This is a genomic window from Pseudomonas sp. gcc21 (assembly GCF_012844345.1).
Taxonomy (GTDB): domain Bacteria; phylum Pseudomonadota; class Gammaproteobacteria; order Pseudomonadales; family Pseudomonadaceae; genus Halopseudomonas.
Genome location: NZ_CP051625.1, coordinates 1701115 through 1726026, shown reverse-complemented (window position 1 = coordinate 1726026; position 24912 = coordinate 1701115). Strand labels below are relative to the sequence as shown.

Annotated in this window: 25 protein-coding genes; 19 read left to right on the top strand and 6 right to left on the bottom strand. The window is 57.7% G+C overall.

Annotated features, from left to right (window positions below; translation table 11 throughout):
- Nucleotides 1–154 precede the first annotated feature (154 nt).
- Entirely contained in the window at nt 155–1006 is an 852-nt protein-coding gene (locus HG264_RS07995; protein WP_169407169.1) for an SDR family NAD(P)-dependent oxidoreductase, read from the top strand.
- A gap of 50 nt (nt 1007–1056) precedes the next feature.
- On the opposite strand, the gene HG264_RS07990 is transcribed toward HG264_RS07995, so the two are convergent.
- From HG264_RS07990 to HG264_RS07970, 5 genes are all read right to left on the bottom strand, one after another.
- Nucleotides 1057–1968, bottom strand: a complete 912-nt coding sequence (locus tag HG264_RS07990; RefSeq protein ID WP_169407168.1) for an alpha/beta fold hydrolase — start codon at nt 1966–1968, stop codon at nt 1057–1059.
- A 200-nt stretch (nt 1969–2168) separates the two neighbouring features.
- The gene (locus HG264_RS07985; RefSeq protein ID WP_169407167.1) at nt 2169–2591 is read right to left on the bottom strand and encodes an Sbal_3080 family lipoprotein; all 423 of its coding nucleotides are present in this window, start codon (nt 2589–2591) and stop codon (nt 2169–2171) included.
- Nucleotides 2592–2724: 133 nt separating this feature from the next.
- Entirely contained in the window at nt 2725–3048 is a 324-nt protein-coding gene (locus HG264_RS07980; protein WP_163984018.1) for a nucleotidyltransferase domain-containing protein, read from the bottom strand.
- Nucleotides 3045–3464: a nucleotidyltransferase substrate binding protein gene (locus HG264_RS07975; RefSeq protein ID WP_163984017.1), complete on the bottom strand. Its 420-nt coding sequence runs from the start codon at nt 3462–3464 to the stop codon at nt 3045–3047. The genes HG264_RS07980 and HG264_RS07975 overlap by 4 nt, the downstream gene beginning before the upstream one ends.
- A 350-nt stretch (nt 3465–3814) precedes the next feature.
- Nucleotides 3815–4897, bottom strand: coding sequence for a catalase family protein (locus HG264_RS07970; protein WP_169407166.1), 1083 nt, complete (start codon nt 4895–4897; stop codon nt 3815–3817).
- Between the two features lie 781 nt (nt 4898–5678).
- Here HG264_RS07970 and HG264_RS07965 point away from each other — a divergent pair.
- The 12 genes from HG264_RS07965 (at nt 5679) to HG264_RS07910 (ending at nt 17991) form a co-directional block, all read left to right on the top strand.
- Entirely contained in the window at nt 5679–5936 is a 258-nt protein-coding gene (locus tag HG264_RS07965; protein ID WP_169407165.1) for a type II toxin-antitoxin system Phd/YefM family antitoxin, read from the top strand.
- A complete protein-coding gene (locus HG264_RS07960; protein ID WP_150299302.1) occupies nt 5936–6355 on the top strand; it encodes a type II toxin-antitoxin system VapC family toxin in 420 nt (139 codons plus the stop codon). The genes HG264_RS07965 and HG264_RS07960 overlap by 1 nt, the downstream gene beginning before the upstream one ends.
- Before the next feature lie 366 nt (nt 6356–6721).
- The gene (locus tag HG264_RS07955) at nt 6722–7654 is read left to right on the top strand and encodes a hypothetical protein (RefSeq protein ID WP_169407164.1); all 933 of its coding nucleotides are present in this window, start codon (nt 6722–6724) and stop codon (nt 7652–7654) included.
- 435 nt (nt 7655–8089) lie between these two features.
- A complete protein-coding gene (locus tag HG264_RS18710; protein ID WP_169407163.1) occupies nt 8090–10051 on the top strand; it encodes a flagellin in 1962 nt (653 codons plus the stop codon).
- A gap of 74 nt (nt 10052–10125) precedes the next feature.
- Nucleotides 10126–10530: a flagellar protein FlaG gene (locus HG264_RS07945; protein ID WP_169407162.1), complete on the top strand. Its 405-nt coding sequence runs from the start codon at nt 10126–10128 to the stop codon at nt 10528–10530.
- Nucleotides 10531–10626: 96 nt separating this feature from the next.
- Nucleotides 10627–12087 (top strand): flagellar filament capping protein FliD, encoded by a 1461-nt coding sequence (gene fliD / locus HG264_RS07940; RefSeq protein ID WP_169407161.1) that lies wholly within the window; start codon nt 10627–10629, stop codon nt 12085–12087.
- Nucleotides 12087–12455, top strand: coding sequence for a flagellar export chaperone FliS (gene fliS, locus HG264_RS07935; RefSeq protein WP_169407160.1), 369 nt, complete (start codon nt 12087–12089; stop codon nt 12453–12455). The genes fliD and fliS (HG264_RS07935) overlap by 1 nt, the downstream gene beginning before the upstream one ends.
- A 444-nt stretch (nt 12456–12899) precedes the next feature.
- Complete coding sequence (gene fliS / locus HG264_RS07930; protein ID WP_169407159.1) at nt 12900–13280, top strand: flagellar export chaperone FliS; 381 nt, start codon at nt 12900–12902, stop codon at nt 13278–13280.
- A 10-nt stretch (nt 13281–13290) separates the two neighbouring features.
- Nucleotides 13291–13587 (top strand): flagellar protein FliT, encoded by a 297-nt coding sequence (locus HG264_RS07925; RefSeq protein WP_169407158.1) that lies wholly within the window; start codon nt 13291–13293, stop codon nt 13585–13587.
- Nucleotides 13588–13759: 172 nt separating this feature from the next.
- Nucleotides 13760–15235, top strand: a complete 1476-nt coding sequence (locus HG264_RS07920) for a sigma-54 dependent transcriptional regulator (RefSeq protein WP_169407157.1) — start codon at nt 13760–13762, stop codon at nt 15233–15235.
- Nucleotides 15236–15358: 123 nt separating this feature from the next.
- The gene (locus tag HG264_RS07915) at nt 15359–16603 is read left to right on the top strand and encodes a PAS domain-containing sensor histidine kinase (protein WP_169407156.1); all 1245 of its coding nucleotides are present in this window, start codon (nt 15359–15361) and stop codon (nt 16601–16603) included.
- Nucleotides 16600–17991 (top strand): sigma-54 dependent transcriptional regulator, encoded by a 1392-nt coding sequence (locus tag HG264_RS07910; RefSeq protein ID WP_169407155.1) that lies wholly within the window; start codon nt 16600–16602, stop codon nt 17989–17991. The genes HG264_RS07915 and HG264_RS07910 overlap by 4 nt, the downstream gene beginning before the upstream one ends.
- Before the next feature lie 376 nt (nt 17992–18367).
- Here the strand turns inward: HG264_RS07910 and HG264_RS18705 are convergent, their stop codons facing one another.
- Nucleotides 18368–18616: a transposase gene (locus tag HG264_RS18705; protein WP_306085229.1), complete on the bottom strand. Its 249-nt coding sequence runs from the start codon at nt 18614–18616 to the stop codon at nt 18368–18370.
- Nucleotides 18617–19141: 525 nt separating this feature from the next.
- Between HG264_RS18705 and fliE the strand changes: the two genes are divergently transcribed.
- The 6 genes from fliE (at nt 19142) to fliJ (ending at nt 24905) form a co-directional block, all read left to right on the top strand.
- The gene (gene fliE, locus HG264_RS07900; RefSeq protein ID WP_169407154.1) at nt 19142–19474 is read left to right on the top strand and encodes a flagellar hook-basal body complex protein FliE; all 333 of its coding nucleotides are present in this window, start codon (nt 19142–19144) and stop codon (nt 19472–19474) included.
- Between the two features lie 47 nt (nt 19475–19521).
- Nucleotides 19522–21249: a flagellar basal-body MS-ring/collar protein FliF gene (fliF, locus tag HG264_RS07895; RefSeq protein ID WP_169407153.1), complete on the top strand. Its 1728-nt coding sequence runs from the start codon at nt 19522–19524 to the stop codon at nt 21247–21249.
- On the top strand, nt 21242–22261 hold the full coding sequence (gene fliG / locus HG264_RS07890) for a flagellar motor switch protein FliG (protein WP_169407152.1): 1020 nt from the start codon (nt 21242–21244) through the stop codon (nt 22259–22261). The genes fliF and fliG overlap by 8 nt, the downstream gene beginning before the upstream one ends.
- A 65-nt stretch (nt 22262–22326) precedes the next feature.
- Nucleotides 22327–23118: a flagellar assembly protein FliH gene (fliH, locus tag HG264_RS07885; protein ID WP_169407151.1), complete on the top strand. Its 792-nt coding sequence runs from the start codon at nt 22327–22329 to the stop codon at nt 23116–23118.
- A complete protein-coding gene (gene fliI / locus HG264_RS07880) occupies nt 23111–24457 on the top strand; it encodes a flagellar protein export ATPase FliI (protein ID WP_169407150.1) in 1347 nt (448 codons plus the stop codon). Before fliH ends, fliI begins: the two co-directional genes overlap by 8 nt.
- Nucleotides 24450–24905 (top strand): flagellar export protein FliJ, encoded by a 456-nt coding sequence (fliJ, locus tag HG264_RS07875; RefSeq protein ID WP_169407149.1) that lies wholly within the window; start codon nt 24450–24452, stop codon nt 24903–24905. Before fliI ends, fliJ begins: the two co-directional genes overlap by 8 nt.
- Nucleotides 24906–24912 lie beyond the last annotated feature (7 nt).

Genomic DNA, 24912 nt, shown 5'->3' with positions numbered 1-24912 from the left:
TGCGCAACCCGCGTCCAGCAATAAGCCATGCTGCTAAAGCTCAATCAACCAGGCGCATAGCAGTAGCCGCTACCGGAACGGCAGGGCATTCTCACACACCGAATTCGATCAACTGCGCTTTGAAACGTTCAGAGCCCGTGACAGGAGACTTCACATGCAGGATTTAAAGGGCAAGGTAGCGGTAATCACCGGTGGCGGCAGCGGGCTGGGGCGTGAGCTGGCGTTGTGCTGCGCCGCGCGCGGGATGAATCTGGTGCTGGGCGATGTCGACGAGAAGGGCATGCAGGAAACCCTGCGCCTGGTTGAAGAAAAAGCACCAGGCACCGAGTCAGCCACCATGCGTCTGGACGTTTCCAAACTCGAGCAGGTTCAGGAGTTTGCCGCGCTGGCTAAGAGCCGCTTCGGCGGCGCGCACGTTCTGTTCAATAACGCTGGCGTCAGCGTTGGCGGTCCGGTCTGGATGAACACCCAGGCCGACTGGGAATGGGTGATGGGCGTGAACCTCTACGGCGTGGTATGGGGCATCAAGGCCTTCACCCCGATGATGATCGAGCAGGGCGAAGGTCATATCGTCAACGTCGCCTCCGCTGCAGGCTGGCTGAACGGCCCGAGCATGGCGGTATACAACGCGAGCAAGCATTCGGTCGTTGCGCTGTCCGAAACGCTGGCGCTGGATCTGCGCGATGTGGGTGCTGAACAGGTCGGCGTCACGGTACTCTGCCCGGCATTCTTCCCCACCGCCATCCATGATTCCGCACGTAACCGTCCGGCTGACAAGGCAGACACCATTGTGCGCACTGAAGTCGCTGCTGAGCGTACCGCTGCTATTCAATCCGCCGTCGCCAAGGGTCGCATCAAGGCAGAAGACATTGCGGAGATGACGCTGAAAGCAGTTGAGGAGGATCAGTTCTACGTCTTCCCGCATCGCAAGATCAAGGATCTGATCAGGCTGCGCGCTGAAGCTGCTGGCGTTGAGAAGACTGTATTCGATTCGATGAATCCCTAAGCAGCAATATCCCGGCATGCTCTGACAAGAGCGTGCCGGGAGCAACACCCTCAACCAACCGAAGCCACCTTTCTGAACGGCAGCACGTTGGGCTGCTCCGCTACAGGTTGCGTAGCCTCGACAGGTTTCGGTTTGGGTCGCGCCAACAGGAACCCCTCCACCGCACGGCGTACTTCCCACCAGGCGGTGCGGTGTTCCATCTCCAGAAAGTGCCCGCAATGCCTTACGGTCACAAATTCGGCCTGCGGGGCTAGGCCGCCAAATTTCCGAGCGTCCTCCGGGCTGGTGTACTGGTCCCACTCACCGTTGATAAACAGCAACGGCACGTCAATGTTGCTCACACAGCGCATGTAGTTATCGGCCACCAGGCTCTTCATCTGCCGCACGTGATAAAGCATCTGCTCGTACTCGTGGTCTTCCAGCGTACTGACGTGGCGGAAGTTGCAACGCTTGAAGAAGGGTGGCAGATACTCTCCGATGGTGCGGTTGATCAGATCGCCGACTTCCTCGCGATCCAGCGCAGCCAGGCAATCCTCAGCCGAGGCCAGATAATCACGCATGGGCGCGTTGAGTACCGGCGAGAAGGATTCGATCACCGCCTGTTTGATCCGCTCCGGCCGCTGGGCCAGCGCCAGCAAGGTCGCCACGCCGCCCCAGGAGAAAGACATCACCCGGTCCGCCTCAAAATGCTCGATCAGTTCAAGGAGAATAATCGCCTCGTCTTCCTTGCCGATCAAAGGCGGGCAGGGGTTGTACGGGCGGGACTGCCCGGCGTAGGGCATGTCGAACAACACCACGTTGAACAGCGGCTGCAGATAACGCAGCGTCTGACCAAAGGATGCACTGGTCGCCAGCGAACCGTTCACCAGAATGATCGTGCTGGTAACGCCGGGGCAGGCGTAATAGCTGGTGTGCACCTTGAGGTCGCGGTGCACGCGAACGACCGCCTTGTTAGCATTCATGAAGCACCTCCGTCCGGGCGCGACCCGCTGCCGCGCCAATTGAGATGCTCCTAGCTAATCCTAACGGGATGACAAAGCGGTTGCAGAGCGGAGCCGCTGGTCGAACTTCATATGGCTGTCATAAAGGGTTGTCGTGCCTTGGGGGAGCGCGCCTGCGCTACGCCATATGTCCACCACCGGAGCCGTTATTGATTGAATGCTTACGGCCGAAACAGCTCATCCACCAGCTCAACAATCTTCGGCTGCACCTGCACATATTTATCCGGGTGCCCACGCCCGTTGCTGGCATCGTAGATCGCATGCCCCGCCGGCCTGCCGCCGCGGTATACCTGTATAGCCGCGTAGGACATATAACTGCCCAGATCGACCGACCACCGCGCATCGTAGGTCAACGCCCATTCACAGGCCTGCGCCGCCGACCGGTTATGAACCAGATGGTAATTCACCCCTCTGGACGACAAGGTCAGCAGGACGCTGTCCAGCACACCGCTGCGCACACCGGGGTTGTTCACCACACACAGGGGCGCGTTCGGTCGTTTATTGACGTGTTCGATCTGCTGCTGAATGGAACAGCCGAAGAGAGGGAGGGCAAGCGCGAATACAACAAACAGCTTTCCGTGCATTGTGGATCCGTATCAATCATAGCGGCGGGCATGATGCCGATGCGGGGGCAGTTTGCCAAGGTTGGTAGGCCGCCCTAACCATTGGCAGCGGTGATTTCACGCAACACCATCTGTCGCTTCTCTGGACCGTGGATCAGCCAGCAGTCCGCTGATAAAAAACCTGCCCAGCTCTTTCGATGTGCTCCCGCAAACTGTCATTGTCTATATGCGTGTATAGCGAGAGGTCAACAGACCAGGGCAATAGCAAATCGTCGATCTGGTTCTCGATAGCCAGCAAGTCGTGCATATCCAGGGCCTCGCCCTTGAGTGTCAAGTCTATGTCAGATCCCGGGCGATAATTTCCTTTGGCTCTAGAGCCGTAGATCCAGACACTCTCGATGTCAGGCCAGCGGTCAAACAAGTGTCGCAGAGCAGCGATGGCTGTAGCGGGAAGACCAAATGGAGTTTCTGCGGTCATGGCTGATCTGCAAGGGTCTGCATCTGGATGGCGAACTGTTCGAATAAATCGTGGTAGATGTTCAGAATGTTATCCGTAATCGCATTGGCCACCGCTTCGTTATAGGTATGTGCGGACTGATTGCGGCTCTTGATCATTTCCATCCAACCTTCACCGTCGGTGATGAGCTGCTGCTTGAACGCGCTGCGGATGGCATCACGGGAACCGGTGATAGCAGGGTTGCCCTGATACAGAAAATAATCTTTCATCAGATTCCAGGCCAGCTCAAAAACGAACTCGAACGCCTGAATAAGCCCCTGTTTTTCCAGGTCGCTGAGCGGGCGGGTTCCGGCCAGGTCCACAGCGTCTCGCAGGCGCGATAGCGCACGCTGATAGTTGGCGAGTCGTTGCAGCCAGCGAATATCCTGATCAGCCATGGATAGCTCCGAGGTTGTTAGCGAGGCGGTTAGCTTATCCGCTAGCGCTATGGGAGACCAGCCGCTATCCAGCCAGCGCCAACCGACTGCGCGCTCCCTACGATTAATCTCCAAAATAGGTTGAACGGGCAGCATTGGCGGTCCTGGCGATGAGAGATCAAGTTTACGGAGGCAGGAATGTGCGGGTATTCCCAGTATCGGAAGAGCCTGGCTCCATCCCGAATACCGGGAAAATGTACCTGAACTGACCCCATTTCCTTGCGCATGCATCCCACGCCAACCCTCAATTGTGCTTTACCAAGCGGCCTTCCGATCTGGTTTGCGCAGCTCATTGGCTGCGGCATCGCCTGTCATTCCGGCTCGTGGATTGGACAGCCGTTATGTGTCGCGCGAAATCCTGCAGACATTTCGTAGGCAGGTTTACGTGCTCGCATGATTCCACCAAGCGGACGATGTGCGGCCAGCCCGTGCCAGGGGCTGAACGACATCCCGTCATCGATGCGTCTGGCCAACGCGTCCGACCAGCCTTTTTGCGGTTTCAGCTCGATACGGCCTACCGGAACGTACGGGCTCTGTTCTTCCGGCCATTCCACGGTGGCGTCTTCGATGGGCATTGCCTCCAGGTCGGTGGCCAGTTGTACGCGCACTTCCCAGGTGCCGCCGTGGTTGGCGAAGTGTTCGGTGATTGCGTCGCGCAGAGCGTTTGGACCGTCCTTCAGGTCCAGCGGCTGACCTTTGAGCCGCTGCAGATCGGGCGAAATCGGCGCCACGCTCAGCTTGGCGAAATACGGACCCCAGAGCATTGGTACGACGCTATAGTAAGTTTCGCCGAGCATGTTGGTCGCCGGATGCCCGCCCAGCCCCTTGAGCGTTGCGCTCTCAGCACCGGCTTTCTCGATCAGCAATTCGGCGCCACGCAGTACCGCTGATAATACCTGTTTGGCCTGTGGCGCACGGTCCGTGGTTTTCGCCAGCAGTTTCAACGAACGCAAGAAGGCCTTGATGTCCGGAGCCATGAACACCGGCGCGTTGACCAGTACAAAATCCTGCGTAGTGGCATTTTCTGAGCTCGGTAACCGCTCGCCCGCAATGCGCGTAATCTTCAGCGCCATCCCACGCGGTGTGGAAACCTTATCGTCGAGGATGTCGCCCGGATTGGTCGACAGACGCATGATGAGCGGGAACCTGCCCGGCCGGGCGAAGGCGCCCTGAGCCAGTTCCTCAGGCAAATCATCAAGGACGGTCAGCTCGCCTTCCAGCAAGCCATGACTCTTGGCGTGGACGCTGCGGATCGCGTGACCACCGTCGGCGTAGGTGGTCTCCAGGATGTGCCGTAGCGAGTCGATGATCTCCTGTTGAACCGCCGCTTCGTTGTCGTCAACTTGCTCAAAATGTGGCTCGAAGGGCAGAGGGCGTATCGAAAGGTGTGCCATGTGCTGTCTCCAATGAGTAAAGGCAGGCGCTCATTGAATGGACAGGCTGGATCGAGGCTTGTTCGTTTGCGTCATTCGGCTGACCTGTCGGTTCAACTGACCCGAATGCCTTTGTGGGGTAACACTTATTGTGTGGGAGCTTTTGTGGGAAGAGGTAACACCCAAGGGGGTAAAAGGTAACACCGGTTGGGTTGTGAGTTGGGCTGGCAAACAAGCATAGAACATAACTAATTGATTTATAACGATTATATAAACTTGGCACGCAGTCTGCTTTGTTATCGGTACAACAAAAATAAAAATCGCAAACATACTAATAAAAACAAGATTCGGCTCCACACATAAAAAGAACAAAACGTGCGAGTGCAGCAAACTGATTTTTTTGGAGAATGGGAAGGTCTCTTCCTGCGCGTCCAAAGCAATCCGCTTGCTTTAGGCAACCCGGGATGGGTTTCACGGGGTGGCAATGCCGCCCAGCCCAAAAGAACAAGAAACAGCTCGAGAACAACAAGAACAACCAAGGGGGAGCGAAAGCTCCCCTTTGAGCTTTCTGCGGTTTGGAAAAATCCCTTCTCTGTCCACCGGTGCTGTATTGGCCGATCTGAATGACTCTTCGAGTATCCGTCAACTAGCGCCAACAACGCAGCGAAACGTTCATCTGACCCCAATTTCTCCCACAATTTTTCCACGGAGAAACGTTCATCTGCCTTAGTTTTGCGGGATTGCTGTACTGGCAAGGAAGTAGTAACGTATCTACATATACTAGGGCGAGCGAGGTTAGGGCATGACTACTATTACCACGGTATCAAGCCGGGAGTTCAACCAGGCGGCCAGCGAAATAAAACGGGCCGCAAATAATGGCCCGGTCTTTATCACTGATCGTGGCCGACCGGCGCATGTACTGTTAAGTATTGAGCTGTGGCAGCGTTTGACCGCAAGCCACACAAAAATAGCCGATTTGCTGGCGATGCCTGGGATTGATGGCGCGGAGCTGGAAATTTCGCGTTCGCGTGAATCGGCACGACCTGCGGACTTTTCCTGATGTTTCTGCTCGATACCAATGTCATCTCGGAGCTGAGAAAAGTGAGATCAGGTCGAGCCGATACTAACGTGGCACAGTGGGCCGACAGTGTGGATGCCGTGGATTTGTATGTATCTGCAATCACGGTACAGGAACTGGAGATGGGTATCCTGTTGGCCGAGCGCCGTGATCCTCCGCAAGGCGCTATTTTTCGAACCTGGTTCGACAGCCACGTTTTGCCTGCTTTTGCGGGGCGCATCCTGCCGGTGGACACAGCTGTGGCGCAACGTTGCGCTGCGCTTCATGTCCCCGATCCGCAGCCGGCGATGGATAGCCTTATCGCGGCTACCGCTTTGGTGCATGGTATGACGCTGGTAACGCGAAACGTTGCGGACTTTCAGTCATCTGGCGTGGCGCTGCTCAATCCTTGGGAGCCATAAATGTACCTGACTTCTTTTTCTCGAGACCAGTTGCAGATCGGCGGGATAGTTTTCAGGACTAGACAGCCGGCAACCTATCGGCGCGGAAATGTTCATCTGACCCCAGCTCCACAGTTGTGGTCCCCGAACCGCAGGTGGATGTAGATCAACGCCGCTGGGTTTCCTGGGAGGTTCGAGCCACCAGCTCGTACGGTTTTCTCCGAAACGTTCATCTGACCCCAATTTCTACCTCATCTGGCCCAGAGGTCCAACGCGGGCTCGTGTGCATCTGGTTTATTCTCATCTGGCCCGGACGTCCACATTCATTCCTGATGGACCACTCCGAAACGTTCATCTGACCCCAATTTCTCCACTTTCACCGCGTTCATGGTCTCTGACGGTTTCATCAATCCAGGCTGGACGCGTCGGCAGGAGCTTGAAGCAGACAAGCTAGGCGTTGATCTGCTGGTTGCTGCTGGTTACAACAGTGACGCCATGTTTACCCTGTTGGACAAGATGGCCATCTGGGAAGAGCGCAACCGAACCGCCCAGGGCGAGCGCAATGCTCTGATTGATCAGCTCTTTATGGTCAATGATCCCGAGCTGGAAAAAACACGCGTGGGTGAATTGTTGGGTGGTTTTCTTGATCAATCCGCTGTCAGCGTCGGCTCCTTTGTGAACAAACTCAGCCAGAATCATGACGCCGCAGAGAAACGCTACGATAATCTGCTGACCTACGTGGATGCGCATTACGCAGGCGCGCCGGCTCCCGCGCTGGAAGTAAAAAACTGGCAGGCCATCAGCAAGACCCAAAAGACGGAGCGAATCTGGCAAGGGCTGGTACAAGTGGTAGAGGCTCGGGAGGGAGTGTCCCGGGGCAGGCTGGCCGACTCGGAAAAACTCATGAGATCTGCAGTCAATCCGCATACAACCCACCAGAACTTTCTGCGCCAGTCCTTCTACGAACTGCGCGCCGCCCAGCGTCAGAAGTCATCCATGCAGCAGAATTTGGCGTTGGGCCTGAACGGAACCTATCCCTCTCTCACCATGCATGTCGAGCATACCCGCTTGGCCGAGGGAAATGATCCAGCCACTGTCAAACAACTGATATCCACCTTCGACCAATACGGCCGCCCGCCGACTTACTTCCAGCAGGTCATCACCATGGCGGAAGCGTCCGAGCTGAGCGGTGACGTTCTGACACTCAAGGCAGAATGTACGGTGAAATACGTAGGCGAAGGCATCGCCTGCGGCGACAAGGCAGCAGCAGCAAAAAACGAATTGTCCTATGGGCGCTTGCTGCAGTCTTTGGCGCCTTAGCAACAACGGATCAAATCTGCTCCACCGCCCGGTTCTCTGCATGAGAGCCGGGCTCCCTCATCGATCGGCGTACCGATCTTCTGCTAAACCGCCCATCGAGCTGGTGCTCGACGTTCCCAGCAAGCCCTCAAAAAAGGCGCCCATGGCCACGCACCGGTTTCCCCCTGGGAAGTTCGAGCACCAGCTCGTACTGATTCTTCAGCTTCCCCATTAAAGCTTTCCCACCCTTAACCGATAACCCTCCCATCGGCGCTGCGTACGTTTCTTGCTGTACAACCCTTTGTCAAGCCAGCAAAAAATGTTTTTTCAGGAAAGGCCTAAAGCTCTTGGCCACCACGCCGATACAGTAACTGAACGCGAACACAATGGGTGCCTGGGATAGCCGGCCCATGAGTCGCATCAGGCATACCTTTTCGGTCTAATGGAGAATTACCCATGGCACTTACAGTAAACACAAACGTAGCTTCGCTTAACGCCCAGCGTAACCTGGGTAGTTCTTCCAGCAACCTGCAGACTTCTCTTGAGCGTCTGTCTTCTGGTTCGCAAATCAACAGCGCCAAGGACGATGCAGCCGGCCTGCAGATCTCCAACCGACTGACCAGCCAGATCAATGGCCTGGGTGTTGCGGTCAAGAACGCCAACGACGGTATCTCCTTGGCGCAGACCGCTGAAGGCGCTCTGCAGGAATCCACCAACATCCTGCAACGTATGCGTGACTTGTCTTTGCAGTCCGCTAACGGCGGTAACGGTGATTCCGAGCGCAAGGCTCTGAATGACGAAGTGGTGCAGCTGAAAAACGAGCTGGATCGCATCTCCACACAAACGAAATTTGGCAGCAAGTCTCTTTTCGACGGAAATTTTTCGGAGAATATTCAGGTAGGTGCTGAGGCCAATCAGACCATCAGTCTCAAGATCGATAGCTTCCGGACTACTGATATGGGCACTACCGCTAGTCGTGAGGCGACTGCTGCCACGCTAGTTGCCGCGAAAGAAGTGAATAGCTTGACCATCGGTACCACAGCGACGCCAGCCAGCGTGGCAGGCGGCGTCGAACTTGCAGTGGCGAATTTGGGATTTGGTACAGTTGCGGGCGTCAAATCTGATATCAAGGGTTCAGTTGATATCGATACAAACGACGTTACGCTTACCGCAGCAAGTAATAAATTCACTATTAACGGTGGTGGCCTGCCGTCTGCAGGGCTTGCTGTCGAAGTGACAGCGAAGACCTACGAATCTGCTGAGGATATGGCGGCTGCGGTCAATACTGCCATTGAAACCGCTTATGGCAGCGGCACTCCGACAGTGGAGGCTTACGCTAGCGATGATGGCATGGTTGGGCTGCGAGAGGTTGGCGACTCAGCGTCTGGGACGGCTATTACAGTCGCCCCGCATGCCTCCGAAGATGGTTCTGCTGCCATTTTCGGCACCCCAACGACTGAAGCGGCAGCATCGGCTGCGAACACAGCTGCTAATAGTAGCTTCACTGTCGCTCTGGGCAACGGCGCAGCGCAAACCATCACCCTCAATCAAGATTATGCCGATGCTAGTGCCTTAGCCGAAGATATAAACTCCAAGATCGGGAAAAGCACTTTGGCCGGGCTTGTCGCTGCGAGCGCAGATGCTGACGGCAAATTGACTTTGACTCAGACGGGAACCTTGGGCGGCGAAGCTCTAACCGTCGGCGGGGCAAGTGCTGATGTGCTTTTCGGCGCTCTTGGAACAGGCGCCACTGATCGTAGTGAGAACACAGGTGATCTGGACTCCTCGAACACTTCCTTCCAGATCGCTCTGGGCACAGGTGCAGCTCAGACAATTGAGATGACTGAAGGCAATTACACCACCGTCGAGGCACTGGCTGACAACGTCAACCAGAAACTGGCGGCTAATGACGAACTGTCAGGTAAGGTCCGCGCAACTGTGGATGGGGGCAAGCTATCTTTTGTCACTACCGAAAAAGGTGGGGAGGCGGAGATCACGCTGTCTGAAGTGGCAGGTAACGTGGGTTTGAGCAATCTCGGCTTTGATGTAGCCGATTCTGATGCACTGACTAAATCTGGGGTCGCGGAAGGAGCTAACAACCAACTGTCTGTCGAAAAAATCGACATCAGCACTGTAGACGGCGCTCAGTCCGCCATCGCTACGATCGACGCGGCGCTTTCAGAAATCGATTCTACCCGCGCCTCCCTGGGTGCCGTCCAAAACCGCTTCGAGTCCACCATCAGCAACCTGCAGAACGTATCCGAGAACGCCTCCGCTGCCCGCGGTCGTATCATGGATACCGACTATGCTGCTGAATCGGCCAACATGACCAAGAACCAGATCATGCAGCAGGCTGGTACTGCGATGCTGGCTCAGGCCAACCAGTTGCCCCAGGCCGTCCTTAGCCTGCTCGGCTAAGGGTAGGTAAGAGGTAACGAATGCGGGGGAAGGGGCGACCCTTCCTCCGCTTTTTCCTATGCGAGGTAAGCACCATGGAAGTGGGCATACACAAGCCGTTTGAGATCAGCCGTATTACCAGTTCTGCTGGACCGGCCGAGGCGGGCCTCAGCAATCGTCCTGCCAGCAGGCAGGCGGGCGCAGCACACCACAACTCCACGGTTGCACCGGTGGAACCCCTTTCTCAGCTACCGGTCGAGCAGCCTGCAGATGCCGAGCGCAACCAGCTCGAATCGGCGGTCACTGACATGCAGCAGTTTGTACAATCGGTCAGCCGTGACATCGACTTCACTCTGGACCATGAAAGCGGCCGTACGGTTGTCAACGTAACGGACCGCGCCAGCGGGAACGTTATTCGGCAAATCCCTTCGGAGGAGGCATTACGACTCTCCGAAAGCCTGTCCGAGATTCGCAGCCTGCTTTTCAAGGCAGAAGCCTGATAGAACGTACGGGGTTGGCTGGCACGTTGCTTGCTACAGTCCCGGAATAGGCGACGCAGTAGCAAGACCGTCAAAAACTAGTCGGGAGGCAGGCACATGGCAATTATGGGGCTCGGATCTGGGATGGATATCCGCGGTATGGTGGATGCCCTGGTCAATGCTGAGGCGGCGCCAAAAAACGCGCAGCTCAATCGCCTGGAAAAGGCCACCACTGCCAAGTTCTCCGGTCTCGGCCAATTTCGCAATGCTCTGTCTGAGTTTCAGACCGTCCTCAAGGACTTGAACAGCCCGGCCCTCTTTGAAAAGCGCAGCGCTTCGTCCGGCAAGGCGGATGTGTTTTCTGTCGCGGCAACGTCCAAGGCGTCAGCCGGTAACTACAGCGTCCAGGTATTGAATCTCGCACAGACAAGCAAGGTCGCCCTCAGCCAAGTGCCGAATGTCACTGACGCAATCGGCACGGGCAAACTGACGGTGACAGCGGGCGACAAATCACTGACGGTTGATGTGACCGATGCCAATAACAGTCTTACGGGTATTCGCGATGCCATTAACGCAGCCGGCAAGGAAAGCGGTTTAAGCGCGACGGTCATCAATGATCCGAACGGTGGCGGTGGGGCGCGATTGATATTGAGTTCAAGCGACTCAGGCACCGGTAAAGATATCAGCGTCACCGTGGATACTACCGGCGAGGTCAATAGCGATCTCAGTGTATTGGCCTTCAGTCCAACCGTCCCGGCCGATTTCAAACTGCCTGAGGTTGACCCTGAGTCAACCGGGGCACGGGTGATCAGCTATGCGCGGGATGCCAACCTGGCGATTGATGGCATCCCGATCAGCAGTGAAACTAATACGGTTGAAGGTGCATTGGACGGCGTCATCCTGACGTTGAAATCAGCACAATCCGCCGAGGACATCGAGAAGGGAAATACCGTCAATCTCAATGTGTCGGAAGACCGTGCAGGTATAAAAACCCAGGTTAAGAAATTCGTCGATGCCTACAACAAGATGATGGAGACCGTCGGGTCACTGACCAAGGTGACGCCGGTTGGTGGCGATGATGGCGAGCCACTTGCTGCTGCGCTGGTAGGTGATGCGTCGGTACGGTCCTTTACCTCTGCTATTCGCGGTGAGCTGGGATCTGTAATCGGCGATACAGGTGGGCTGCGCGTCCTGGCCGATTTGGGCATTTCAACTCAACGCGACGGCTCTTTGAAGCTTGACGATACGAAGTTTGATGCGGCCCTCAAGGATAATTTCGACAGCATGGCGGGCTTTCTAACCGGTAGAGACGGGCTGATGGCCAAGCTCGAAAGCCGCGTCGCTCCGTACACTGCAAACGGCGGTCTTCTTGAGAGCCGCACCACGTCTTTGCAAAACACTCTTGCCAGCGTTGATGATCAACGGCTGGCTTTAACGCGCAGGGTGGAAAAGCTGGAAAGTCGCTTGCTCGCACAATTCAACGCAATGGATTCTATGATTGGCCAGCTTGCGGGCACCAGCGAATACCTGACCGGCGTCCTCGACAGTCTGCCCGGCGTCGTAAAAAAGGATAACTAATGAAAAGCCCCATCGACACCTACAAGCAAGTCAACATCGCTCAGGAAGTTTCCCAGTACCGCGCGGTGCAGCTATTGCTCAATGGCGCCATCGAGCGGGTCAAGCTTGCCCGACACGCTCAGGCTAGCGGCAACCCGGAGCGACGCGGTACGGCCGTGAGCAGCACCCTGAGTATTATCGGTGCGCTGCAGGGGTCGTTGGATAAGGATCTCGGCGGCGAGATTGCCGAAAACCTTGATTCGCTCTACGACTACATGACCCGCAAGCTGGCCGGCGTGGCGCTGGATAATACGCCGCGGTCGCTGGATGAAGTGCAGGGGTTGCTGGAGGAGATCAAGGAAGGTTGGGACTGGATTGAGCCTAAGTAGGGCTTTGTGTGCTGCTGAAATGACGAACCCCGGTTTATAGACCGGGGCTTGTTGTTTCTGGAGGGCCGCTTTTCGGGGAGTAGTGCCCCGGTCGGCGTTCGAGCGCGCCGGCGGGGTTTGGTGTGGTTTGCGAGCTCGGCGTAGCGCAGGCGCGCTACACCCCCAGGGGTGGCTTCCTGCGGCGAGTTGTACCGGTGGGCTGATTGTCGATGGGGGCAGGCCAACGCCGATGTGCCGGAGGGAAGCTGGGTTTGCCTGGGGTTGTAGAGCGCCTGCTCTACGACAGGGTTTTGTCGGGCGGATGGATTGTTGGCGTAGCGCAGGCGCACTACATACCCAGGAGCGACGTCCCGTTGGGTTTAACGAACATCCAAATTACCCTTCAAGTTTTCCCCGTTCTGCCGATATATCAAGCATGTGCAATACACTCCAGGATATTTCGTAATGAACGCCTACGCCGCGATGAAGCAGTACCAGAACGTTAACGTGAACGCCCAGGTAACTGAGGCTGATCCGCATCGTTTGATTCAGATGTTGTTTGAGGGCGGGCTGCAGCGGATTGCTCAGGCGAAGGGTGCCATGCAGTATGGCAACGTTGCATTGAAGGGTGAGCTGATCGGTAAGTCGATCGGCATTGTGAGCGGGCTGCGGGAGTCGCTTGATATCAAAAAAGGCGGTGAGCTGGCAGCTAACCTGGATAATCTTTATGCTTTCATGATTCAGCGCCTAAGCCACGCCAATTTGAAGAATGATCCGGCTGTGCTCGATGAAGTCGCTAATCTGTTGCGCGAGATCAAAGAAGGCTGGGATGCGATTCAGGCCTGAGGAGACGGACATGGCTGTTGCAGTCAAACAACTGGAAGACGCGCACGTAGCGTTGATCGCGGCGGTGCAGGGTGGGGACTGGGAGCAGGTCGGCGAACTGGACGCGCTGTGCCGGCTGCTGGTCGGTCAGGCAATGGAGCAGCCGGACCGCAACGAGCAAGCCCTGGCCGAGGTGTTAACCTCTCTCTCCGAAACCTATAAGGAAGTCATCGCGCTATGTCAGGCGGTGCAGGGGAAGCTAGCCGACGAACTGCATGGGCTGCAGCGCAGCAAGCAGAGCGCCAAGGTGTATCAGATGTTCAGCTGAAATGCCCGCTGTAGAGCTGATGCAGGCAGTTTGCCGGCATAGCAGTTTTAGTGCGCCAAGTATTTGACTCCCATCACAAATATGTCTATCTTTGACTCATCTTACAAAGGCATGGCATTGCGCCATCACGCCAATGATCGGCTGCCTGTGAACAGGACTAGTGCACTCCCTTATGTTGCCAAACAATCACATTTTGTTGATCGAAGACTGCCCGGAAAGCCGGCGTGACCTGCAGGTCATTCTCGAGTTTCTAGGCGAAGACGCGGTTATCACCTGTTCGGAGACGTGGCAGGCGGATGTTGAGGCAATGCTCGACAGCCCGGCTGCGGCGCGCTGTGTCATTCTCGGCCGCTGCGATCATCCGCAAGGCGCGCAGGGATTGCTGACCCAGCTCGATAAGTGGGATGCGAATCTACCGATCATTCTGTTCGATGGGCACCAGTCCACGCCATGGCCAGAGCATTTGCGTCAACGTCTGCTTGCCGTATTGGCTCCCCCGTTGAGCTACAACCAATTGCTGGATTCGCTGCACCGCGCGCAGGTGTATCGCGAGGTAGTGGACACCCGTAACAAGCGCGGCAGCCAGCGCGAACCCAACCTGTTCCGCAGCCTGGTCGGTACCAGCCGCAGCATTCAGTCTGTGCGACTGATGATGCAACAGGTAGCGAACACCGAGGCAACCGTGCTGATTCTGGGTGAATCGGGGACGGGCAAGGAAGTGGTTGCGCGCAACCTGCATTACCATTCTTCCCGCCGCGAAGCGCCTTTTGTGCCGGTCAACTGCGGCGCGATTCCGGCAGAGCTGCTGGAAAGCGAGCTGTTCGGGCATGAGAAGGGCGCCTTTACGGGTGCGATTACCACGCGCGCTGGGCGGTTCGAGTTAGCGCAGGGCGGCACGCTGTTCCTCGATGAAATCGGCGATATGCCGCTGCCGATGCAGGTCAAGCTGCTGCGTGTGCTGCAGGAACGCACTTTCGAGCGCGTGGGCAGCAACAAGGTGCAGACCGCCGATGTGCGCGTTATCGCGGCCACACACAAAAATCTTGAAGACATGATCGAGCAGGGCACTTTCCGTGAAGACCTGTTTTACCGCCTCAATGTGTTCCCCATCGAAATGCCGGCGATGCGTGAGCGGGTTGAGGATCTGCCGTTGTTGCTTAATGAGCTGATCACTCGCCTGGAACGTGAGAAGCGTGGTTCGATTCGCTTCAGCACCTCGGCCATTCTGTCGCTCTGTCAGCACGACTGGCCGGGTAACGTTCGTGAGCTCGCAAACCTGGTCGAGCGCATGGCGATCATGCATCCCCATGGCGTGATCGGCGTGAACGAGCTGCCGCGAAAATTCCGTTACGTTGAGGATGATCACGGCGATCTGCGCAGCCAGCATGAAGAGAGCGAAGACGACGAGCGCGGGGAAGCCTTCAACGGATTGGTCGGATTGGATAGTCCCGCCTTCCTGCCGCCCGAAGGGCTGGACCTCAAGGAATACCTCGGTGGGCTGGAGCAGACGCTGATCCAGCAGGCCCTGGATGAATGCTCCGGCGTGGTGGCACGTGCCGCCGAGCGGTTGCGTATTCGCCGTACCACCTTGGTCGAGAAGATGCGGAAATACGGCCTGAACCGCGGCGCTGAAGTCGTTGAAGAATGACAAAAGACTGACGCTGCTTTGCGTAATTCCATATAGGTCATTGATTTATAAGGGTTTGATTTTAATGGCATAGGCCTTGCTATATCCCCTGTTGAAGAGCGTTTTCGTCATCAGGGGATTTTCATGGCCGTACCTGCTCAGCATTTGCCTCAAGACAATGGATTGCCCGCCGGCAGCGCAGAGGCTGAAACGCGGGATGCTGCCTCTCTTGAGCAGGCTTACCAGCAGTTCAGTAATCTTTCTGGTCAGCTTTCTGAATCCTATGCGCTGCTTGAACAGCAGGTCGCAACGCTGAAATCCCAGTTAGCCGAAGTCAGCCAGCAGCGCACCCGCGAGTTGGCTGAAAAAGCGCGCCTGGCCGGTCGGCTGCAAAATCTGCTCGATCTGTTGCCCGGCGGGGTAGTAGTGCTTGATGGGCGTGGCGTTGTGCGTGAAGTGAATCCCGCTGCGCGCGAGCTGCTGGGAGAACCCATCGAAGGCATGCTCTGGCGCGACCTCATTCGCGAACGTTTTGCGCCGCGTGAGGATGATTACCACGAAGTGTCGCTGCGCAGCGGCCGTCGCGTCTCCATGGCGACGCGTTCACTGATGGGTGAACCGGGCCAGCTGATCCTGATTACCGATCTCACCGAAACCCGGGCATTGCAGACCCAGCTGGCGCGGCATGAACGGCTGTCGGCTCTGGGCCGCATGGTCGCCTCGCTGGCCCATCAGATCCGTACACCGCTTTCTGCGGCGCTCCTATATGCCAGTCACCTCACCGATCCTGCGCTCGCGGACACCCATCGCCTGCGCTTCAGCGAGCGCCTGAAAGGCCGGCTGGAAAGCATTGAGCACCAGGTGCGCGACATGCTGTTGTTTGCCAAAGGCGACTTGCCACTGGAAGACCGAATCAGTGTGGGCGACCTGTTTGCCGCCTTGCGCCAACAGGCCGAGCCGCTGATAGAGCAGGGCGGCGCTGTGTGCCGGTGGGTGGACCGTTGTCCGGGTCATCTGACGCTGCGCTGCAACCGCGAGACGCTGGTCGGCGCCGTCAACAATCTTATCGAGAACGCCATACAGGCCGGTTCGCCCGCTGCGCGGCTGAAGGTGTGCGCGCGTCTGATCGAAGATCAATTGAGTCTGAGCGTGGTGGACGTGGGCGCCGGGATGACCACAGCCCAGCTCGCACGCATCGGGGAACCCTTTCATACCACGCGTGAGCAAGGCACAGGGCTCGGTGTATCAGTGGTCAAGTCCGTGGCCAGGGCACATGGCGGGGCGTTTTATATGCGCAGCAAGGCGGGTTGGGGCACGTGCGCCGAGATTCTGCTGCCCTTTGCCCGTGAAGTGCAGCGCGCTCCGCTGGATGAGGAGCACAGCCAATGACGACGCGGATATTGCTGGTCGAAGACGACCGCAGCCTGCGAGAGGCGCTGGCCGATACGCTCTCGCTGGGCGGTTATGACTATTTCGAGGCAGAGAGTGCTGAAGCTGCGTTGAAGCTGCTGGAGCGCGAAGCTGTTTCGATGGTGGTCAGCGATGTGAATATGCCGGGCATGGATGGGCACGATCTGCTGCGTATTCTGAATCAGCAGTATCCGCAACTGCCAGTTCTACTCATGACCGCTTACGGCACAGTGCAGCAGGCCGTGACTGCCATGCGCGACGGCGCCGTGGATTATCTGGTCAAACCCTTTGAGCCCAGGGCGCTGCTGGATCTGATTGCCCAGCACAGCCAGGGCCGTCTGCAGCCGCTGAATGAAAACGGTCCGGTGGCGGTCGAGCCTGCCAGTCAGCAACTGCTACAGCTGGCAGCACGGGTAGCCGCCAGCGACTCCACCGTGTTGATTTCAGGCGAGTCCGGCACCGGCAAGGAGGTTCTCGCCCGTTATATTCACCAGCATTCCCCCCGTGCAGACCAGCCGTTTATTGCGATCAACTGCGCGGCTATTCCCGAGAACATGCTTGAGGCTACGCTGTTCGGTCATGAGAAAGGCTCTTTTACTGGCGCCATTGCGGCTGCGCCGGGCAAGTTCGAGCAGGCCAACGGCGGCACTCTATTGCTCGACGAAATATCCGAAATGCCGCTGGCGCTGCAGGCCAAGCTGCTACGCGTGTTGCAGGAGCGCGAGGTCGAGCGGGTCGGCGGCCGTAAACTGATCAAGCTGGATATCCGCGTGATCGCCACCACCAACCGCGACATGCTTGCGGAAGTGGCGGCGGGGCGCTTTCGCGAAGACCTGTATTACCGGCTCGGTGTCTTCCCGCTGCAATGGTCGCCGCTGCGTAACCGTCCCGGCGATATCCTGCCGATAGCCGAACGGCTGTTGAATAAACACATGCGCAAGATGAATCAGACCCGCGTGCAGTTTGCTGAAGATGCCCGGCAGGCGTTGAGGCAGCATCCCTGGCCGGGCAACGTGCGTGAGCTGGATAACGCGGTGCAGCGCGCGATGATCCTGCAGCAGGGCGGGGTGATTCGTTCGCAGGATCTGTGCCTGGGAATGGTGCCGGGTGCGGCGATTTCCTCTCAAGCGACTGTTCAGCCGCAGGTTTTGCCCGCTTCATCAGTGGCTGCTGCGCCCCCTGTCGCAGGTGATCTCGAATCGGGCGTAAAGGGGCATGAGTACCAGATGATTCTGGATGTGCTGCGTGCGGAACGGGGCCGGCGCAAGGAAGCCGCCGAGCGCCTCGGTATCAGTCCGCGGACATTGCGGTACAAGTTGGCGAGAATGCGGGAGGCCGGTTTTATAGTTGAGGGGGGTGGGGTTTAGGCGGGTTGGCACGGACCTGCTGGCTGCGCGTGCTCTGGTTTGAGCTTCTCTGTTGCTGTGGTCACATCGCCGCGGGTCGCGCCTCCTACGGGTTATTTTGTGCGTTGGATGAGATGGGGTTTGGTGCAACTTCATCGTCAATTCAGGGCACTTACCCGCAATCGGCACGGCGCCAATTCAGGCCACAAATCCGCAATCGGCACGGCGCTAATTTGTAGGAGGCGCGACCCGCGGCGATCGGGCCTCGCCCGTTGCTACCGAGCCAGTACCTATCTCAAATCCTGGCAGCATTCTCTCTAATTTCACGAACCCAACATGAACTCATTGTCGGGAGGTGTGATCAGGGCTGGCAGGCACGACATAGCATAGACCACGTTCAAAGCCATACAGCATCCCAATGCGGATAATCGCCCACCGAATCCACCAGTCCAGCGCGAAGCGGATTGGCAATAACGTACCGCGCCATGGCCTTGAGGTTTTCTTCGCTCCTTACAGCCCGATCATGGAACCCATCCTGCCAGACACGCCTGCCAAGCTGAGCGGAGGTCAGGCGTTTGATCCGTTGTACGGTTTTCGAGAGGCTTTCGTCTTGCAGTTGCATGAGCCAGTGAAAGTGGTCTGGCATGACCACATAGGCAGGTCTGCGCCTGATTTCTTGCAGATGCCTCGCGGAGTATGTTGATAAGCACTCTGGCGGACCGAAGATCCTGGAAAAGTGGCTGGCGATCGAGTGTGACGGCGGTGATGAGGTAGTAGTGGCCGGGCTCGGATCGGCGGCCTTTGCGAAGGGATTGGGAGTGGGGGTTGAGTGTCATTGGTAACAAGTATGTGGATGATGACTTATTGAATCAGGTGTCACGTTGATTGCGATGTGATATCCATCAAATTGTGATGCTAGTTGCGTTTCATTACACCGGGTCGCAGGAGTTGCGCTCGGCACGCGGCTATTCAGCGGTTGCGGATTTGATCGCCGCGGGTCGCGCCTCCTACAAATTTGTCTGTGCTGCGCCTGCTGTTTCTGTGAACAGACCTGCTCTGTGTATGTGACGACGCCACGCTAGCGGCAGCCGATCCTCATCTGGCACCAATATTGCTTCAGTAGTCTCAAAGCCGAAAGCGCCGTCAAATTTCTTACGGCATGGAGATTGAGATGACCCAGGGTGTCGAGATGAATCGTCTGATGTTGCAAATGCGCAGCATGCAGCTGGAAGCGATGGGCAAGCCCCAGGCGCCGGCGCAGGTCGAGAAGAGCGCTGACGCTCCCGCCTTTGACGACATGCTCAAGATGGCATTCAACAAGGTCAACGAACTCCAGAAGACCACTGGCGAGCTGCAGAGCGGTTATGAGCGCGGCGTGCCGGGTATTGATCTGACCGAGGTGATGGTCGCTTCGCAGAAATCCAGCGTCGCGTTTCAGGCGATGACCCAGGTGCGTAACAAGATGATCAGCGCTTACGAAGACATCATGAAGATGCCTATCTGACCCCGATTCCTCTCACCTCCCGCCTTGATTGACCGAGGACAGTTTTCATGGATGCAACGCCTAATACACCCGCCACGCGCAACGCCCCGGGACCTGATCCCGAGCGTAAGCCCCTGTTGGGTATGGCTTTTCTGGACAGTCTTGCGCAGCTGCCGATGCTGCGGCAGTTTGCCCTGCTGGTCGGTCTGGCCGCCAGTGTGGCGGTTGGCTTTGCCGTGGTGTTGTGGTCGCAGGAGCCGGACTATCGTCCGCTCTACGGCAGCATGGATAACTATGATTCGGCTCAGGTGCTCGAGGTGCTGCAGCAAAGCCGTATTGATTACAAGGTCGAGCCCAATAGCGGTACTTTGCTCGTGCGTAGTGAGGACTATGCCGACGCGCGTATGCGTCTGGCCAGCTCCGGCGTGACCCCGACTGACCGTAATCTAGGCTTCGAAATCATGGACCGTGAGCAGGGTCTGGGCTCCAGCCAGTTCATGGAGACCACGCGCTATCGTCGCGGCCTGGAAGGTGAAATGGCGCGGACCATTTCCAGCCTGTACAACGTCAAGGCGGCGCGGGTGCACATTGCCATGCCACGCTCGACCGTGTTTGTGCGTGATGATCGCAAACCCAGCGCGTCGGTACTGCTCGAAATGTATGCCGGCCGCAGCCTCGAGCCAGCCCAGGTCATGGCTATCGTCAACCTGGTGGCGACCAGTGTTCCCGAGTTGAGCAAGGAACAGGTCACGGTCGTCGACCAGAACGGTAATCTGCTGTCCGACCAGGCCGAGCTTAACGAACTGACCATGGCCGGACGCCAGTTTGACCATGCACGGCGGCTGGAAGATACCTACACTCGCCGTGTCCACAATATCCTGCAGCCGGTGTTGGGCGATGGTCGATACAAGGCCGAGGTGTCTGCAGATGTCGACTTCAGCGCGGTGGAGTCCACCTCTGAAAGCTTCAATCCCGAAGCATCCATACGCAGCGAACAGATCCTCAATGAGCAGCGCGCCAGCGGTGCTGGTGGTCCACAGGGGATACCCGGTGCATTGAGCAATCAGCCACCCGGCGCGGTATCCGTGCCTGAGCAGGTGATTGATCCGGAAACCGGTGAGCCGATTGTCGTCGCGCCGCCGAAGGATATTCGTGAACAATCGACGCGCAATTACGAGCTCGATCGCCAAATCAGTTATACCCGTCAGCAACAGGGCAGGCTGCGACGACTTTCCGTCGCGGTGGTGGTAGACCACACCCTGCAGGTTGATCCGCAGACAGGGGAAGCCGTGCACGTTCCGCTTGCCGAGGCAGAGATCGAGCAGCTGACTCGTCTGGTACAAGACGCGGTGGGCTTTGATGAGGCGCGCGGTGATAGCGTAAGTGTGATCAACAGCCGGTTCGTCCCGGCAGGTGCGCCGGAGCCGATTGCCGAGCCACCGTTCTGGACCGAACCCTGGGTCTGGGACATGGCCAAGCAGTTCCTGGGCATCCTGTTCGTCCTGATTCTGGTGTTCGGCGTGTTGCGACCAGTGCTCAAGAACCTGACTGCCAATAACCGCACCCCGGCCACTGCGGGGGGGTATCCCGCGACAGTGGACGATCTGGGCGGCATGGACGAGGATCTGCGCGAAGACCGCGTCAGTCTGACCGGTTCAGGTTCACCTGCACCGGCCTTGTTACCCCCGCCGGGCGCCGGTTATGAACAGCAGTTGAATGCGATAAAAGGCCTGCTGGCCGAAGACCCAGGCCGTGTGGCTCAGGTAGTCAAAGAGTGGATTAACGACGATGAGTGATGATGCCAAGCGTTTGCAAAAACTGAGCAAGCTCGATAAGGCGGCTATCTTCCTGCTGAGCCTGGGTGAATCCGATGCGGCAGCCGTTCTAAAGCACATGGGCCCCAAGGAAGTACAGCGCGTCGGCACTGCAATGGCCGGGCTGCGTACCGTTCAGCGTGAACAGGTCCAGCAGGTGATGGGCGACTTCATCAGCGTGGTCGGTGATCAGACCGGGCTGGGAGTCGGCGCTGACAATTACATTCGCACCATGCTTACCCAGGCGCTGGGCGAGGACAAAGCCAACAATCTCGTCGACCGGATTCTGCTCGGCGGCAGCACCTCCGGCCTGGATAGCCTGAAATGGATGGAGCCGCGCGCCGTGGCGGATGTCATCCGCTTCGAGCACCCGCAGATTCAAGCTATCGTGGTGGCGTATCTCGACCCCGATATGGCCGCAGAGGTAATCGGCTATTTTGATCACAAGGTACGCCTGGATGTGCTGCTCCGGGTCGCCTCGTTGAATACTGTCCAGCCCTCAGCCTTGAAAGAGCTGAACGAAATTCTCGAGAAACAGTTCGCCGGCAATTCGAACACTATCCGCGCAAACATGGGTGGTGTGAAGCGCACCGCAGACATCATGAATTTCCTCGAATCCACCACCGAATCACAGTTGATCGAGGCTATCCGCGATATCGACCAGGATCTATCCACCAAGATCGAAGACTTGATGTTCGTCTTCGATAACCTGTCAGATGTGGACGACCGAGGTATTCAGGCGCTGCTGCGTGAAGTATCCAGCGAGATCCTCATCGTTGCGCTCAAGGGCGCGGATGAAGCCATCAAGGACAAGATCCTGCGTAACATGTCCAAGCGCGCATCCGAATTGCTGCTGGATGACCTTGAGGCCAAAGGGCCGGTGCGTATCAGCGAAGTGGAAGCGGCGCAGAAGGAAATCCTGACCATCGCCCGGCGCATGGCCGATGCCGGCGAAATCGTGCTGGGCACCAAGGGCGGCGAGGAAATGATCTGACGCGCCATGGTGCTGCGGCGGGACGGGTTGACGGTGGTTAATGGGTATCAGCCTCAGAGGGCGGAATGAAAAACAAACAAGACAGCGATCTGATTCGGGGCAGCAAGCCGGAGGCGTTCAGCCTGTGGAGTCTGCCGAGCTTTGACGAAGAGCCCGACCAGGTAACGCTGGAGCCCCAGGAGCCGGAAGCGCCCGAGCTGGAGGAGCCGGCGCTAACGGCTGAGCCAGAGGAAGAGGTCGAGCATGCGAAGCCTTTTACTGTTGAGGAGCTCGAACAGATCCGCGAAGAGGCCTACAACGAGGGGTTCTCGACTGGCGAGAAGGATGGTTTTCATTCCGGCCAGCTGAAGGCGCAGCAGGAAGCGCGCAGCAGGATTGACGCACGACTACTTGAACTGGAAGCCCTGATGGCCCAGTTGATGGAGCCGATGAAAGATCAGGACGAGCAGGTCGAGGACATGCTGCTGACGCTGGTGGAAACCATGGTTCGGCAGGTTATCCAGCGTGAGCTGACAACTGATTCAAGCCAGATTCTGCAGGTGCTGCGCGGCGCGCTCAAGGCGCTCCCTATGGGGGCTGGCAATATTCGTATCTACCTCAATCCCGCGGACTTCGAGGCGGTCAAAGCGCTGCGTGAACGCCACGAAGAAACCTGGCGTCTGCTGGAAGATGACAGCCTGCTGCCCGGCGGCTGCCGTATTGAAACCGAACACAGCCAGGTCGACGCCTCGCTGGAGACCCGCCTGAAACTCATCGTGGAACAGTTGTTCGATGCGCGACTGGAACAACGCGCGCACCCGCCAGAGCCTGATCTGCAGATCCCTGTCGCGCTGGACGGAAGCACGCCGGATGTCTGATCGCATCAGTTTTGCCCGCCGTCTGGGCCGCTATCAGCCGCTGCTGAAATTGTCATCCGAGCCAGTTGTCGAGGGTCGGTTGATCCGCATGGTGGGTCTGACGTTAGAGGCCGAAGGCTGCAAGGCACCGGTGGGCGGGCGCTGCATGGTCATCAGCGAAACGCCGCAGGGCAGCACTCAGATCGAGGCCGAGGTAATGGGCTTTGCTGGCAGCAAGATCTATCTGATGCCGGTGGACAACATGCAGGGTCTGCAGCCAGGTGCGCGTGTGGTCCCGTCCGCAAGCGGCGGTAAATTGCCGATGGGCTTCGGAATGCTTGGCCGCGTGGTAGACGGGATTGGTAGGCCGCTGGATGGCAAGGGCATGTTCACGGCAGACGATTGGGTCGATCTCAACGGCCCGGTGATCAACCCGCTGAAACGTCATCCCATTGAAGCCACCCTCGACGTCGGTATCCGTTCGATCAACAGTTTATTGACGGTTGGCCGTGGTCAGCGTCTGGGCCTGTTCGCCGGTAGCGGCGTGGGCAAGAGTATGTTGCTGGGTATGATGACGCGCTTTACCGATGCTGATATCACCATCGTGGGGCTGGTCGGCGAGCGGGGCCGGGAGGTCAAGGAGTTCATCGAGCAGATTCTCGGCGAGGAGGGTATGGCGCGCTCGGTGGTGGTTGCCTCGCCAGCTGATGACGCACCGCTGATGCGCCTGCGCGCAGCCATGTACTGCACGCGTATCGCCGAATATTTCCGTGATCAGGGCAAGAATGTGCTGCTGCTGATGGACTCTCTGACCCGCTTTGCCCAGGCCCAACGCGAGATTGCACTGGCAATCGGCGAGCCGCCCGCCACCAAGGGCTACCCGCCATCCGTGTTCGCCAAACTGCCGCAACTGGTGGAGCGCGCCGGCAATGCCGAGGAGGGTGGCGGCTCGATTACAGCGTTTTACACCGTTTTGTCCGAAGGGGATGATCAGCAGGACCCGATCGCCGATGCCTCCCGTGCGATTCTCGACGGCCACATTGTTCTGTCACGCCGACTTGCCGAGGAAGGACACTATCCGGCTATTGATATCGAAGCATCGATCAGCCGGGCAATGCCGCAGATCGTCAGTCGTGAGTATCTGCAGCGCGCCCAGTTGTTCAAGCAAATGTACGCCCGCTATCAGCAGAGCCGCGACCTGATCAGCGTCGGCGCCTACGCCGCAGGTTCTGATCCCCTGACCGATACCGCTATCGCCAGAATGCCGCAGATGCAGGGTTTTCTGCGTCAGGCCCTGCATGAAAGTGTCAGCCTGCCTGAAAGCCAGGCCGGACTTGAGCAACTGGTGAGCCATGAGTGACAGCCGGGTGCGCCGGCTTGCGCCGGTGCTTGATATGGCGCTGGAAGATGAACGCAAGGCCGCGAAACAGCTCGGCGATGCCCAGACGCAACTCGATGCCGCGCAAACCCGCCTGCAGGATCTGGAGTTTTACTGCAGCGAATACGAAAAGGGTTGGACGCAGCGCGGCGAACAGGGTGTCGGTCGCGACTGGCTGTTGAATTATCAGCGATTCATGGCGCAGATGCAGACGGCGATCGACCAGCAGAAGAACACCGTGAGCTGGCACGCCAGGGCACTGGATAAATCCCGGGAGCAATGGCGTCAGCGATATCAACGGCTGGAAGCCATGCGCAAACTGATCGAGCGTTATCAGCAGGAGGCTCGCGCCAAGGCGGACAAGCAAGAGCAAAAATTGCTGGATGAACTGTCACAGCGAGCCATCGGTATGCGCCGCGACGTTAGCTGATACCAGA